Genomic DNA, 15015 nt, shown 5'->3' on the forward strand with positions numbered 1-15015 from the left:
CCCTGGGCGGCGCGCCACCGCCAGGCATGCCGGCGCAGCCCGCCGCGCCCGCCCCCGTCGCGACCACCGCGGCGGCCGCGGCCGTGAACGCGGACGCCGCCAACATCGTGTACGAGCGCTCGCGCCTGAACACCGACCTGACGTTCGAGAACTTCGTGACGGGTAAGGCCAATCAGTTGGCGCGCGCCGCCGCGCTGCAGGTGGCCGAGAACCCGGGCACGTCGTACAACCCGCTGTTCCTGTACGGCGGCGTGGGCCTGGGCAAGACCCACCTGATCCACGCCATCGGCAACGCCATGGTGGCGGCGGGCACCGGGGTGCGCGTGCGCTACGTGCATGCCGACCAGTACGTGTCCGACGTGGTCAAGGCGTACCAGCGCAAGGCGTTCGATGACTTCAAGCGCTACTACCATTCGCTCGACCTGCTGCTGATCGACGATATCCAGTTCTTCTCCGGCAAGAACCGCACGCAGGAAGAATTCTTCTATGCGTTCGAAGCGATGGTGGCGCAGCGCAAGCAGATCATCATCACCAGCGATACCTATCCGAAGGAACTGTCGGGCATCGACAGCCGCCTGATCTCGCGCTTCGATTCCGGCCTGACGGTCGCGATCGAGCCGCCCGAACTCGAAATGCGCGTGGCGATCCTGCTGCGCAAGGCCGAGTCCGAGGGCGTGCCGATGCCCGAGGAAGTGGCGTTCTTCATCGCCAAGCACCTGCGCAGCAACGTGCGCGAGCTCGAAGGCGCGTTGCGCAAGGTGCTGGCCTACGCCCGCTTCCATGGCCGCGACGTGCTCACCGTGGACGTCTGCAAGGAAGCCTTGAAGGATCTGCTGTCCGTGTCCAACGGCCAGATCACCGTCGAGAACATCCAGAAGACGGTGGCGGATTTCTACAAGATCAAGGTGGCCGACATGTATTCGAAACGCCGGCCGGCCAATATCGCTTTGCCGCGCCAGGTCGCCATGTACCTGGCCAAGGAGCTGACCCAGAAAAGCCTGCCGGAAATCGGCGATCTGTTCGGTGGCCGTGACCACACCACCGTGCTGCACGCCGTACGCAAGATTTCCGACGCCCGCGCCAAGCAAGCGGAGCTCAACCATACCCTGCACGTGTTGGAACAAACTCTAAAAGGATGACCATGCAACTCGTACAAACCACACGCGATGCATTGCTGAAACCGCTGTCGACCGTGGCGGGCATCGTCGAAAGACGCCATACCCTGCCCATCCTGGCGAACATCCTGATGCGCAAGGAAGGCAACAAGGTTGCCTTCATTGCGACCGACCTGGAAGTGCAGATCACCACGCACGCCGACTTCGGCGTGGGTCACGACAACGAGTCCACCACGGTGGCGGCGCGCAAGCTGCTGGACATCCTGAAAGCCCTGCCGGACACCGGCGACGTGCGCCTGGCGCTGGCCAGCAACAAGCTGTCGGTGCAGTCGGCCAAGAGCCGCTTCGCGCTGCAGACGCTGGCCGCCAGCGAATTCCCCACCGTGGCCCAGCCCGAGCAGTGGGACGTGTCGCTGACCATGCCGCAACGCACGCTGCGACACCTGTTCAACATGGTGCACTTCGCCATGGCGCAACAGGACATCCGCTACTACCTGAACGGCATGCTGCTGGTGTTCGAACCGGGCCGCGTGCGCGCGGTCGCCACCGACGGCCACCGCCTGGCGCACTGCTCCACCGAAGCCGACGGCATCAGCGAGCGCCACGAAGTGATCGTGCCGCGCAAGACCGTGCTGGAAATGCAGCGCCTGCTGGAAGACTCCGACGAACCCGTCTCGATCGACGTGGCGCCGGGCCAGATCCGTTTCCGCTTCGGCGACGTCGAGCTGGTGTCCAAGCTGGTCGAAGGCAAGTTCCCCGACTTCACCCGCGTCATCCCGACCAACTACACGCGCCACTTCCTGGTGGGCCGCGAAGCCCTGCAGGGCAGCCTGCAGCGCGCCGCCATCCTGACCACCGACAAGTTCAAGGGCGTGCGCCTGCAACTGGCGCAGAACCAGATGAAGATTTCTTCTTCCAACGCCGAGCAGGAAGAGGCGCAGGAAGAAATCGACATCGATTACGGCCACGAGCCGCTGGACGTGGGCTTCAACGTCGGCTACCTGCTCGACGTGCTGTCCAACGTCAAGGTGGACAACATCCAGTGGTCGGTCATGCCCGATGCCAACGCGTCGGCGCTCATCACCCTGCCCGAAGACGACCAGTTCAAGTACGTCGTCATGCCCATGCGGATCTGAGTCCGCGCAACCGTGGGTTTGTGCCGCCTGCGGGCCCGATGGCCCGCCGGCGGTCCGGCCGCCAGGCCGTTCTTTAAAGCGTTATCGATACAGACATGTCAGATCAGCAGAACACCACTCCCGAGAACGGCGGCTACGGCGCCGACTCGATCAAGATGCTCAAGGGGCTGGAGGCCGTGCGCAAGCGCCCCGGCATGTACATCGGCGACACATCGGACGGCACCGGTCTGCACCACATGGTGTTCGAAGTCGTCGACAACGCCATTGACGAAGCTCTGGCTGGCTATTGCGACGACATCGTCGTCACCATCCACACCGACAACTCGATCTCGGTCACCGACAACGGCCGCGGCATTCCCACGGATATCCACAAGGACGACGAATTCCACCGCAGTGCGGCGGAAATCGTCATGACCGAACTGCACGCCGGCGGCAAGTTCGACCAGAACTCGTACAAGGTGTCCGGCGGCCTGCACGGCGTGGGCGTGTCGTGCGTGAACGCGCTGTCCGAGTGGCTGCGCCTGACCATCCGCCGCAACGGCGAAGTGCACCAGATGGAATTCCGCCAGGGCGAGCGCGTCGCGCCCCTGGCCGTGACCGGCACGACCGACAAGCGCGGCACCGAAGTGCGCTTCCTGGCCGACCCGATCATCTTCACCAACGTCGAATACCACTACGAGATCCTCTCCAAGCGCCTGCGCGAGCTCTCGTTCCTGAACAACGGCGTCAAGATCCGCCTGATCGACCAGCGCCAGGGCAAGGAAGAGAACTTCGCCTTCTCCGGCGGCGTGAAGGGCTTTGTCGAATACATCAACCGCGCCAAGACGGTGCTGCACCCGAACGTGTTCTCGGTCACCACCGAGTCCACCGCCGGCGGCGTGCCGGTGGGCGTGGAAGTGGCGATGCAGTGGAACGACAGCTACAGCGAAAGCGTGCTGTGCTTCACCAACAACATCCCGCAGCGCGACGGCGGCTCGCACCTGACCGGCCTGCGCGCGGCGATGACCCGCATCATCAACAAGTACATCACCGACAACGAACTGGCCAAGAAGGCCAAGGTCGAGACCTCCGGCGACGACATGCGCGAAGGCCTGGCCTGCGTGCTGTCGGTGAAGGTGCCCGAGCCCAAGTTCAGCAGCCAGACCAAGGACAAGCTGGTCTCGAGCGAAGTGCGTCCCGCGGTCGAAGAGGCCGTGGCTCGCACGCTCGAAACCTGGCTGCTGGAGCATCCGAACGACGCCAAGGCGCTGTGCGGCAAGATCGTCGAAGCCGCCCGCGCGCGCGAAGCCGCCCGCAAGGCGCGCGAAATGACGCGCCGCAAGAGTGTGCTGGAAGGCGCCGGCCTGCCCGGCAAGCTGGCCGACTGCCAGGAAAAGGATCCGGCGCTGTGCGAGCTGTACATCGTCGAGGGCGACTCGGCAGGCGGCTCGGCCAAGCAGGGCCGCGACCGCAAGTTCCAGGCCATCCTGCCGCTGCGCGGCAAGGTGCTGAACGTCGAGAAGGCGCGCTTTGACCGCCTGATCGCCAGCGAGCAGATCGCCACGCTGATCACCGCGCTGGGCACCAGCATCGGCCCGGACTTCAACGTCGACAAGCTGCGCTACCACCGCCTGATCATCATGACCGACGCGGACGTGGACGGCGCGCACATCCGCACGCTGCTGCTGACGCTGCTGTACCGCCAGATGCCCGAGCTGGTGCAGCGCGGTTATGTGTACATCGCCCAGCCGCCGCTCTACAAGGTCAAGGTCGGCCGCGAAGAGCGCTACCTGAAGGATGACCAGGAAGAAGCGCAGTTCATGCTGCAACTGGCCCTGAAGGATGCCGAGATCATCGCGGGCGGCAACATCATCCGCGGCGATGAGCTCAACGAACTGGCGCGCCAGTACGTGGCCGCCGACGGCGTCATCGCGCGCCTGTCGCGCGTGTTCGACGTGGCCGCGCTGTCGGCCATGGCCGAGGGCGTCGAGATCAATCTGGACACGGCCGAGGCCGCCGCCGATTCGGCCAAGCGCCTGGCCGATGCCATGCGCGATCCGATCAGCGGCAATGGCGTCGAAGTCGTGCCCGAATTCGACGCGGCCACCGAACGCCATCGCCTGTCGATCCAGCGCATGCATCACGGCAACGTGCGCGTCAGCATCATCGACGCCGACTTCATTGGCGGTTCGGATTACGCCATCCTGTCCAAGGCCGCCAAGAGCTTCTCCGGCAAGGTCGGCCCGCAGTCGCTGGTCGCCCGTGGCGAAGGCGACAAGCGCAAGGAGCAAAGCGTCTCCGACTTCCGCGAGGCCATGCAGTGGCTGCGCAGCGAAGCCGAACGCGGCATCTCCAAGCAGCGCTACAAGGGCCTGGGCGAAATGAACCCCGATCAGTTGTGGGAAACCACCATGGACCCGAAGGTGCGCCGCCTGCTGCGCGTGCAGATCGAGGACGCCATCGCGGCCGACGAGGTCTTCACCACGCTGATGGGCGACGACGTCGAGCCGCGCCGCAACTTCATCGAGGCGCATGCGCTGTCGGCGGGGAATATCGACGTTTGATCGGCAGGGTTGCCCGCAAGCCCGACGGGGCTTCGCGGCGTGCATGAAAAAGGGGCTGCCTTGCGCAGCCCCTTTTTTATTTGCCGGCGCCTTTGCATGGGGCGCCAGCCCGGCCCGTTGCCTAGCCCTGCACGTCACTCGCCCAAGGTTCCGCCGTCAATCGTTCCGCCAGGTATTCGATCAGCGCCTGCACCCGCGCCGGCCGCCGGCGGCCCGGCGGCGTGACGATGTGCAGCGCGATGGGGTCGACACGCCAGTCGTCCATGGCGGTTTCCAGCGCGCCCGATTGCAGGTCTTCCCAGGCCAGGAATTCCGGTTGCAGCGCCAGGCCCAGGCCGGCCTGCAGCGCGGGTGACAGGGCTTCTGCGTTGTTGACGTTCAACTGCACCGGCAGCGACTGCGAGAACTCGCCGTGCTTGTCGTGGCGGAAGCGCCAGCTCGAGCCGTTGCGCGCGTACATGTATTGCAGCGCGGTGTGCTGCGCCAGGTCGCGCGGATGCTTGGGCTTGCCCGCGCGCTTGAAGTAGCTGGGCGCGCCCACCAGCAGGATGCGCACCGAGCACAGCCGCCGCGCCAGCAGCGTCGAGTCCACCAGGTTGGAGATGCGCAGGGCCAGGTCGAAGCGTTCGGACACCAGGTCCGACTGCTTGTCGTTGAATTCGATCTCCAGGTCCACGTCGGGATGCGCCTGCATGAAGGGCGGCAGCATCGGCGCCAGGTGCGTGACGCCGAAGGACATGGGCGCGGCCAGGCGGATCTTGCCGCGCAGGCTGGTGGATTTTTCCGTGACCTCGGCCTCGACCGCCTCGCCCTCTTCCAGGATGCGGGCGGCGCGCTCCAGCGCCGCGTAGCCAGATTCCGTCAACGACATGCTGCGCGAGGTGCGGTGGAACAGCATGGTCTTCATCTTGGTTTCCAGACGGGTGATGGTCTTGGACACCGTGGCCTGGGACAGGGACAGTTCGGCCGCCGCCTTGGCGAACGAGCCCGTGTCGGCGACCTTGGCGAAGATCGCCCAGCCTTCCAGATCCGGCAGTTTGTTCATGATGATTCTCGCAAAGAAAGTGGCGTCGATGATAGCGGCTGGCTATGTGACGAACAAGAACGCCCGGGGAAGGCCGGGCCGGAAACACCCGGGTCATGGGGATCATGCAAAAAATGGAAAGGATGCAATTCCCGGTTGCGGATTCTCAGGCGAAGGGCGGATCCCTAATATGCCCATACCGACAGACGACGTGAACGAAACCCCTCAAGCGGCATTCGGACACGACGGCAGCGGGGCAGGCCGGAACGGTTTGCGCAGTGCCCGAATTCACCTAGCCGCATTTCCTTGAACGATTCCTTGAAAGAGAGAGCCACCATGTCCGCCAACAAGTACCTCGAAGTCCTGACCCCGCAAAACAGCCAGATCATCTTCATCGATCAGCAGCCGCAGATGGCTTTCGGCGTGCAGTCGATCGATCGCCAGACGCTCAAGAACAACGTGGTGGGCCTGGCCAAGGCCGCGCGCACCTTCAACATCCCGACCACCATCACCACCGTGGAAACCGACGGCTTCTCGGGCAACACCTTTCCCGAGCTGCTGGCCGTGTTCCCCGAGAACAAGATCCTGGAACGCACCTCGATGAATTCGTGGGACGACCAGAACGTGCGCGATGCGCTGGCCGCCAACGGCCGCAAGAAGATCGTGGTGGCGGGCCTGTGGACCGAAGTCTGCAACACCACCTTCGCCCTGTGCGCCATGCTGGAAGGCGACTACGAGATCTACATGGTGGCCGACGCCTCGGGCGGCACCTCGGCCGACGCGCACAAGTACGCGATGGACCGCATGATCCAGGCCGGCGTGGTGCCGGTGACCTGGCAGCAGGTGATGCTGGAATGGCAGCGCGACTGGGCCCGCAAGGAGACCTATGACGCCGTGACCGGCATCGCCAAGGAACACTCGGGCGCCTACGGCATGGGCATCGACTACGCCGTCACCCATGTGCACAAGCTGGCCGAGCGCGTGACGCACGGCGAACGCATCGGCCCCAACCCGGCCAAGTAAGCCGCGTGCCGGGCCGGCGGCGGTAGCGCCCCGGCCGGCCCGGCGTGATTCTCTTTCGAACACGGCAGGCGGCATGATGAACGCCCCTGGCGAGCCCGAGCGATCCAGGAGCGTTCCATGCCGAACAACCCCCCCCATTCCCCGGGCAGCGGCTTCGCGCCGCTGCGCCAACCCGTCTTCGCCGTACTGTGGGCGGCCGCGGTGCTGGGCAACGTCGGCAGCTTCATGCGCGACGTCGCCAGCTCCTGGCTGGTGACCGATCTGTCGGCCAGCCCGGCGGCGGTGGCGCTGATCCAGACGGCGGCGACGCTGCCGATCTTCCTGCTGGCGATTCCCGCCGGCGTGCTGTCGGACATCCTGGACCGCCGGCGTTTCCTCATTTTCGTGCAGTTGCTGCTGGCATCGGTCAGCGGCACGTTGCTGCTGCTGTCGCACTTTGGCGCGTTGACGGTGGACTACCTGATCGCCCTGACGTTCGTCGGCGGCATCGGCGCGGCGCTGATGGGCCCGACGTGGCAGTCGATCGTGCCGGAGCTGGTGCCGCGCGAGGACCTCAAGGGCGCCGTGGCGCTCAATTCCCTGGGCATCAACATCGCGCGCGCCATCGGTCCGGCGGCGGGCGGCCTGATCCTGGCCAGCTTCGGCGCGGCGGTGACCTACGGGATGGACGTCTTGAGCTATGTGTTCGTGATCGCGGCCCTGCTGTGGTGGAAGCGGCCGGCCAAGGTCGATAGCGCCCTGTCAGAGAATTTCTTCGGCGCGTTCCGTGCCGGCCTGCGCTACACGCGGGCCAGCAAGGAACTGCATCGCGTGCTGCTGCGCGCCGCCGTGTTCTTCCTGTTCGCCAGCGCGGTCTGGGCCCTGCTGCCGCTGGTGGCGCGGCAGATGCTGGGCGGCTCCTCGGGCTTCTATGGCGTGCTGCTGGGCGCCGTGGGCGCGGGGGCCATCATCGGCGCGCTGGTCATGCCCAAGCTGGGCGCCAAGCTCAATGCGGACGGCCTGGTGTTGCTGGCCTCGGTCGTCAGCGCGGTGGTGATGGGCGTGCTGGTGTTCGCGCCGCCCAAGTGGCTGGCGGTGCTGATGCTGGTGCTGCTGGGCATGGGCTGGATTACCGCGTTGACCACGTTCAATGGCGTGGCCCAGGCGATTCTGCCCAACTGGGTGCGGGGCCGCGGCCTGGCGGTGTACCTGATGGTGTTCAACGGCGCGATGGCGGCGGGCAGCCTGGGCTGGGGCCTGGTGGCGCGGGAGATCGGCGTGCCGTATGCGCTGGTGGTGAGCGCGGTCGGCCTGGTGGCCGTGGCGCTGCTGTTCCACCGGGCGCGGCTGCCGGTGGGCGAGGCCGACCTGCAGGCGTCGAACCACTGGCCCGAGCCGCTGGTGTCCGCGCCGGTGGCCAATGACCGCGGTCCGGTGCTGATCCAGGTCGAGTATCGCGTTCGGCAGGCGGATCGTCCCGCCTTCCTGGAGGCGATGCAGCGCCTGTCGCAGGAGCGACTGCGCGACGGCGCCTACGCCTGGGGCGTGGTCGAGCATACCGGCGACCCGGAGCGCGTGATGGAGTGGTTCTTCGTGGAGTCGTGGGCCGAGCATCTGCGCCAGCATCACCGCGTCTCGCATGCCGACGCCGACCTGCAGGCCGAGGCGCTGCGCTTCCATATCGGCCCCGACAAGCCCGAAGTCCATCACTTCCTGGCGTTGAAACGCTGACCGCATCGCGCCGCACCCATCCACCCGACCTGGAGTCTCGTCATGATCGAGCGCCGTCCCCTTACTACCCTGGGCCATGCCCGCCGTGGCTGGCTCGACGTGAAGCACCATTTCTCCTTTGCCAACTACCAGGATCCCGCGCGCATGCGCTGGGGGGCGGTACGGGCCTGGAACGACGAGACCATCGCGCCAGGCGCGGGCTTTGAACCGTTGCTGCACACGGATGTGGAAATCATTACCTGCGTGCGCGAAGGCGCGCTGACGCACGAGGATGACCTGGGCAACCGCGGCCGCACGCGTGCCGGCGACGTGCAGGTCATGAGCGCCGGCAGCGGCGTGACGCACGCCGAATTCAATATGGAAGGCGGCCCCGCGCGGGTGTTCCAGATCTGGCTGGAGCCGGACCGCCGCGGCGTGCCGCCTAGCTGGGGCCGCAAGTCGTTCGCCCGCGAGGCCTGCAACGGCCGCTTCGTCACGCTGGCCAGCGGCATCGAGGGTGACGACGACGCCCTGCCGATCCGCAGCGACGCGCGGCTGCTGGCCGTGGCGCTCAAGGCCGGCGAAGCCGCCACGTATCGCTTTGCGCACGGACGGCGCCGTGGCTACCTGGTGTCTTCCAAGGGACGGCTGACCATCAACGATGTCGAGATCGGCAGCGGCGACGGCGCCGCGATCCTGGACGAGACCGACGTGCGCATCACCGCGCTGGACGATGCCGAGCTGCTGTTGGCCGATACCCATGCATGACCCATCACACACGAGGACGTACATGAAGATCTATCTACTTTCCCTGGGCGCCGGCCTGCTGGTCGGCGTGGTGTACAGCCTGCTGCAGGTGCGTTCGCCCGCGCCGCCGCTGGTGGCGCTGATCGGCCTGCTCGGCATCCTGGTCGGCGAGCAGATCGTGCCGGTAGGCAAGCAACTGCTCAACGGCACGGCGTTCGTTGCCGCCTGCGACAAGGAGAAGGCGGTCAGCCACGTATTCGGGCAACTGCCCGGCCGACAGGGGAAAGACAAGGACCATAGCTGATTCCCTTCCCGCACCAGAGGAGATAATCGTATGCCGACCCGCCGCGACCTTATCGGTGTTGCTTCCACGCTTGCTCTGAACAGCCTGTTGGGCGGATGTGCCACTGCCCGTTCCAAAGGAGAACCCCCCATGTCAAATGCCTCGAACGCCACTCCCGATGTCATCTTCCACAACGGCCGCATCACCACGCTGGACCGCGCCAAGCCGCTGGCCAGCGCCGTGGCCATCAAGGACGGCCGCTTCGTCGCCGTCGGCACCGACGCCGAGGTCATGGCGCTGGCCGGGCCCGGCACCCGGCGCGTCGACCTCAAGCAGCGCAGCGCCCTGCCCGGCCTGTTCGACAACCACACCCACGTGGTGCGCGGCGGCCTGAACTACAACATGGAACTGCGCTGGGACGGCGTGCGCTCGCTGGCCGACGCCATGGCGATGCTCAAGCGCCAGGTCGCCATCACGCCGGCGCCGCAATGGGTGCGGGTGGTGGGCGGTTTCACCGAGCACCAGTTCGCCGAAAAGCGCCTGCCCACGATCGAAGAAATCAACGCCATCGCGCCCGACACGCCGGTGTTCCTGCTGCACCTGTATGACCGCGCCCTGCTCAACGGCGCCGCGCTGCGCGCGGTGGGCTACACCAAGACCACGCCCAATCCGCCGGGCGGCGAGATCATCCGCGATGCGCAGGGCAACCCCACCGGGCTGCTGCTGGCCAAGCCGAATGCGACCATCCTGTACGCCACGCTGGCGAAGGGCCCCAAGCTGCCGTTCGACTACCAGGTCAATTCCACGCGCCATTTCATGCGCGAGCTGAACCGCCTGGGCGTGACCGGCGTGATCGACGCGGGCGGCGGCTTCCAGAACTATCCCGACGACTACGCCGTGATCCAGAAGCTGGCCGACGAGGGCCAGATGACGGTGCGGCTGGCCTACAACCTGTTCACGCAGAAGCCCAAGCAGGAAAAGGAAGACTTCCTCAAGTGGACTTCGAGCGTGAAGTACAAGCAGGGCACCGACTACTTCCGCCACAACGGCGCCGGCGAGATGCTGGTGTTCTCGGCCGCCGACTTCGAGGACTTCCGCGTCGAGCGCCCGGACATGCCGCCCGAGATGGAAGGCGAGCTGGAGGAAGTGGTGCGCGTGCTGGTGCAGAACAAGTGGCCGTGGCGGCTGCATGCCACCTATGACGAGACCATTTCGCGCGCGCTGGACGTGTTCGAGAAGGTCAACCAGGACACGCCGCTGACCGGCCTGAACTGGTTCTTCGACCATGCCGAGACCATTTCCGACAAGTCGATCGATCGCATCGCCGCGCTGGGCGGCGGCATCGCCGTGCAGCACCGCATGGCCTACCAGGGCGAGTATTTCATCGAGCGCTACGGCGCGGTCGCGGCCGAGGCCACGCCGCCCATTGCCAAGATGCTGGATCGCGGCGTGAAGGTCTCGGCCGGCACCGACGCCACCCGGGTCGCGTCCTATAACCCGTGGGTGTCGCTGTCGTGGATGGTGACGGGCAAGACCGTGGGCGGCACCCGCCTCTACCCGGCGCGCAACTGCCTGGACCGCGAGACCGCGCTGCGCATGTGGACCGAGAACGTGGCCTGGTTCGCCAACGAGGAAGGCAAGCGCGGCCGCATCCAGCCGGGCCAGTTGGCCGACTTCATCGTGCCGAGCAAGGATTACTTCCGGTGCAGCGAGGACGAGATCTCGTTCCTGACCTCGGACCTGACGGTGGTCGGCGGCCGCGTGGTCTACGGCGCGGGCGAATTCGGGGCCGAGGACGACAACGCGCTGCCGCCGGCCATGCCGGACTGGTCGCCCACGCGCCTGTTCGGCGGCTATGCCGCCTGGGGCGACCCTGACGGCGCCGGCCGCAATTCGCTGGGCTATCGCAACATGGCGGCCTGCGCGTGCGCCACCAACTGCGGACTGCACGGGCATGACCATGCCAAGGCCTGGGCCTCGAACGCGCCCAGTTCCGACCTCCAGGGCTTCTTCGGCGCCCTGGGTTGTTCCTGCTGGGCTGTCTGAGGGGGCCGGCCATGAACGCGACCTTTCAATGGGAGCGGCGGCTGGCCAGCCTGGCCCGGCCGCTGTTCGGCTCCTGCGCCGTGCGGTTCCTGGCCTACCTGGGCCTGTGCGCCGCGTACCTGCAGGGCGGGCTGGTCAAGCTGACCGACTTTCCCGGCGCGCTGGCGGAGATGGCGCATTTCGGGCTGGCGCCCGGACCGTTGTTCGCGGTGCTGGTGATCGCGCTGGAACTGACGGCCTCCGCCATGATCCTGAGCGGCCGCCTGCGCTGGCTGGGGGCGCTGGCGCTGGCCGCCTTCACGCTGGTGGCCACGGGCATTGCGTTGCGCTATTGGGAAATGGCGCCCGGGCAGGAGCGCTTCATGGCCGCCAATGCGTTCTATGAGCATCTTGGGCTGGCGGGGGGATTGCTGCTGGTGGCGTGGCTGGATCTGCGCGAGCCGCGCCCGGAAGGCGCGACCGCCTGACGGCGGGCCGCCGTGGGCAAAAAAAGGCCCCGATTCCGGGGCCTTGTCGTTTCCAGGCGAGGGGCCGCTGCCCTCACCGCCCCGGCCGCGCCTTCAGGTCCGCCATTTCCTCCTGCATCAGCTGGTGCGCATAGCGCGAGAACACGCTCACCAGCCGGGTACGGGTATGGTACGGCGGGTACAGCAGCGCCACCGTGACCGGCACCGCCGGGCTGAAGGGGCGGACCTCGACGCCGTTGGCTTCGTATTCCTCGCGCGCCGCCAGCGGGTTGATCAGCGCCACGCCCAGGCCGGCGCCGACCAGCGCACAGACCGACGATCCCAGTCCGGCCTCGGCCACCGTCTGGCGCTCGACCTTGGCGGCCTTGAAGACCGCGTCGATCTTCTCCCGCAGCGGCGTGGCGCTGGGGAAGGCGATGAAGGGTTCGCCGGCGAAGTCGGCGGGCTTGAGCTTTTTCAGCTTGGTCAGCCGGTGGCCCTTGGGCAGCACCGCCACGCAGTTCATGGTCAGCACCGGTTCGACCTGGATGCCGGGGCTGTCGCCCGACAGCATGGCCAGGCCGGTGTCGCAGAAGCCCGAGCTGATCCAGTTGTGCACCGCGCTGGCGTTGCCGGAGTGGATCGAGACCATGACGTCCGGGTATTCGGTCTTGAAGGCGGCCACGATGCGCGCCAGCAGGCCGCCGGCCAGGCGCGGCATGGCGGCCACGCTCAGGCGGCTGGCGCTGAACGAGCGGATGCTGGCCGCCGCCGATTCCAGGCCGGCCAGGCCGATGAAGGTCTTTTCCACCTCTTGAAAGAAGCGCGAGCCGTCCTGGGTGGGGGTCAGGCGGCTGCCATTGCGGTCGAACAGGGGAAACTGGGTGATTGCTTCCAATTGCGCGATTAAGCGGCTAACGTGCGGCTGCGAGGTGTGCACTCGTCGCGCCGCCGCCGTCATGGATCCGGTCATCATGACAGCACGGAAAGCCTCGATGTGTCGCAAGCCCATTCGTGTAATGGCCATATCAAATCCGTATAGAGGAATACCCGATTGGAACTGGATAAAACCATAACGCTAGTTGATACTTTTTGCCAGCCGCGGGGCTCATCGCGGGACGCGGCGGTTCGCATGCAATCCGGCACCGCTGTTCGTGAACATAAACACGCGCCGCACGACCGGCGCCAAGGGAATACGATGAAAGCATTTGCCGCGATTTCGGTCGCCGCCGCCCTGTTCGGCAGCGCCGCCGCCCACGCCGAAGGCCCCAGCCGCCTGGACAAGATCCGCGACACCGGCGTGATCACCATCGGCCACCCCGAGACCTCGGTGCCGTTCGCCTACCTGGACGGCAACCAGAAGCCGATCGGCTATACCGTCGAGATCTGCCAGGAAATCGCCCAGCACATCAAGACCGCGCTGAAACTGCCCAAGCTGGACGTGCGCTACAACCCGACCACGTCCGCCACCCGTATCCCGCTGCTGGCCAACGGCACCATCGACCTGGAATGCGGCAACACCACCAACAACCTCGAACGCCACAAGCTGGTGTCGTTCGCGCCCACCACGTTCGTGGCGCAGGTGGTGCTGGTGGCGCGCAAGGACGGCGGCGTCGATCCCAACAACCTGGCGTCGTTCCGCGGCAAGACCATCGCCGCGCAGGCCGGCGGCCAGACCTTCAAGCTGATCTCGCGCCTGAACGCCGAGGGCAACCTGGGCATCAGCATGGCGCCCACCAAGGATACGGCGGAAACGCTGCTGATGGTGGAATCCGGACGCGCCGCCGGGTCGGCCAACGATGACGGCATCGCCTATGGCGTGGTGGCCTCGTCCAAGAACCCGGACGCTTTCGTGATCGGCACCAAGGGCCTGGAACTGGCGCCCTACGGCATCATGCAGCCCAAGGACGATCCGGCCTTCAAGAAAGTGGTGGACGAGGCCGTGCTGGACTTGATGAAGAGCGGCCGCGTCGCCGCGATCTACGACAAGTACTTCAACTCGCCGATCCCGCCCAAGCAGATCAACCTGAAGTACCCGATGAGCGACGCGCTCAAGCGCGCGCTGGCGCATCCGACCGACTCCGGCGACCCCAAGGCCTACGAGTAAGCCGGCCCGCCGCGGCGGCCCTGTCATGGGCGTCGCGGCGCCGCGCGACCCGGGGCGCCGCCCGCCGGCGCCCTCTTCTTTGGTTGTCCACAGGTCCTGAAGCATGAATTACAACTGGAACTGGAGCATCTTCCTGGAGATGTCGCCCGACGGCGTGCATACCTTCCTGGAGACGATCCTGATCGGCGTGGGCTGGACCCTGGCGCTGGCCCTGACGGCGTGGGTGTTCTCGCTGTTGCTGGGGTCGTGCCTGGGCGTGATGCGCACCGCCTCGTCGCGCCTGGCCAATGCCGTCGGCGCGACCTATGTCGAGATTTTCCGCAACGTGCCGCTGCTGGTGCAGATGTTCCTGTGGTACTTCGTGCTGCCCGAGCTGCTGCCGCACGCCTGGGGGCTGGCCATGAAGCAGATGCCGCAGCCCTGGGGGCAGTTCCTGCCGGCGGTGCTGTGCCTGGGCTTCTACGGTTCGGCGCGCGTGGCCGAGCAGCTGCGCGCCGGCATCCAGTCGCTGCCGCGCGGCCAGTTCCAGGCGGGCACGGCGCTGGGGCTGACCGAGACGCAGGTGTACCGCTACATCATCCTGCCCGAGGCCTATCGCATCGTGCTGCCGCCCCTGACCTCGGAGTTCATGGGCACGATCAAGTATTCGTCGGTGGCGCTGACCATCGGCCTGCTGGAACTGACCGGCCAGACCCGCTCGATGGCCGAGTTCAGCTTCCATATCTTCGAGGCCTTCACGGCCGCGACCGTGATCTACCTGATCCTGAACGGCATCGTGGTCCTGGGCATGCGCCTGCTTGAACGCCATGTGGCGGTTCCCGGCCTGATCGGCGCGGCGGCCAGGAACGGGCGCTAG

At 66.4% G+C, this 15015-nt stretch carries 13 protein-coding genes; 11 read left to right on the plus strand and 2 right to left on the minus strand.

Annotation, left to right across the window (positions count from 1 at the left end):
• The 3 genes from dnaA to gyrB form a co-directional block, all read left to right on the plus strand.
• Positions 1–1139 (plus strand): chromosomal replication initiator protein DnaA (gene dnaA, locus HV783_RS17150; protein WP_241138089.1); only part of this gene is annotated, 1139 nt, incomplete at its 5' end.
• A gap of 2 nt (positions 1140–1141) precedes the next feature.
• Positions 1142–2251: a DNA polymerase III subunit beta gene (gene dnaN, locus HV783_RS17155; RefSeq protein ID WP_024067306.1), complete on the plus strand. Its 1110-nt coding sequence runs from the start codon at positions 1142–1144 to the stop codon at positions 2249–2251.
• 95 nt (positions 2252–2346) lie between these two features.
• Entirely contained in the window at positions 2347–4794 is a 2448-nt protein-coding gene (gyrB, locus tag HV783_RS17160; RefSeq protein WP_054504463.1) for a DNA topoisomerase (ATP-hydrolyzing) subunit B, read from the plus strand.
• 121 nt (positions 4795–4915) lie between these two features.
• Here gyrB and HV783_RS17165 read toward each other — a convergent pair whose 3' ends face one another.
• The gene (locus HV783_RS17165) at positions 4916–5839 is read right to left on the minus strand and encodes a LysR family transcriptional regulator (protein WP_054418849.1); all 924 of its coding nucleotides are present in this window, start codon (positions 5837–5839) and stop codon (positions 4916–4918) included.
• A gap of 315 nt (positions 5840–6154) precedes the next feature.
• Between HV783_RS17165 and HV783_RS17170 the strand changes: the two genes are divergently transcribed.
• From HV783_RS17170 to HV783_RS17195, 6 genes are all read left to right on the plus strand, one after another.
• Positions 6155–6841, plus strand: coding sequence for a hydrolase (locus tag HV783_RS17170; protein WP_047992354.1), 687 nt, complete (start codon positions 6155–6157; stop codon positions 6839–6841).
• Between the two features lie 117 nt (positions 6842–6958).
• Positions 6959–8551 carry an MFS transporter gene (locus HV783_RS17175; protein WP_054504464.1) on the plus strand — a complete coding sequence of 531 codons (1593 nt, stop codon included), beginning with the start codon at positions 6959–6961 and terminating at the stop codon, positions 8549–8551.
• Positions 8552–8593: 42 nt separating this feature from the next.
• Positions 8594–9298: a pirin family protein gene (locus HV783_RS17180; protein ID WP_175189546.1), complete on the plus strand. Its 705-nt coding sequence runs from the start codon at positions 8594–8596 to the stop codon at positions 9296–9298.
• A gap of 22 nt (positions 9299–9320) precedes the next feature.
• Complete coding sequence (locus HV783_RS17185; RefSeq protein ID WP_054504466.1) at positions 9321–9581, plus strand: XapX domain-containing protein; 261 nt, start codon at positions 9321–9323, stop codon at positions 9579–9581.
• Positions 9582–9710: 129 nt separating this feature from the next.
• The gene (locus tag HV783_RS17190) at positions 9711–11606 is read left to right on the plus strand and encodes an amidohydrolase (protein ID WP_217484235.1); all 1896 of its coding nucleotides are present in this window, start codon (positions 9711–9713) and stop codon (positions 11604–11606) included.
• A gap of 11 nt (positions 11607–11617) precedes the next feature.
• Positions 11618–12073, plus strand: coding sequence for a DoxX family protein (locus HV783_RS17195; RefSeq protein WP_175189548.1), 456 nt, complete (start codon positions 11618–11620; stop codon positions 12071–12073).
• A gap of 73 nt (positions 12074–12146) precedes the next feature.
• On the opposite strand, the gene HV783_RS17200 is transcribed toward HV783_RS17195, so the two are convergent.
• The gene (locus HV783_RS17200) at positions 12147–13079 is read right to left on the minus strand and encodes a LysR substrate-binding domain-containing protein (protein ID WP_006389526.1); all 933 of its coding nucleotides are present in this window, start codon (positions 13077–13079) and stop codon (positions 12147–12149) included.
• 171 nt (positions 13080–13250) lie between these two features.
• Here HV783_RS17200 and HV783_RS17205 point away from each other — a divergent pair, with 171 nt between their 5' ends.
• Both HV783_RS17205 and HV783_RS17210 read left to right on the plus strand, forming a co-directional pair.
• Complete coding sequence (locus tag HV783_RS17205) at positions 13251–14159, plus strand: amino acid ABC transporter substrate-binding protein (RefSeq protein WP_175189549.1); 909 nt, start codon at positions 13251–13253, stop codon at positions 14157–14159.
• A 103-nt stretch (positions 14160–14262) separates the two neighbouring features.
• Complete coding sequence (locus tag HV783_RS17210; RefSeq protein WP_175146025.1) at positions 14263–15015, plus strand: amino acid ABC transporter permease; 753 nt, start codon at positions 14263–14265, stop codon at positions 15013–15015.

Source organism: Achromobacter dolens, assembly GCF_902859745.1.
Taxonomy (GTDB): domain Bacteria; phylum Pseudomonadota; class Gammaproteobacteria; order Burkholderiales; family Burkholderiaceae_B; genus Achromobacter; species Achromobacter dolens.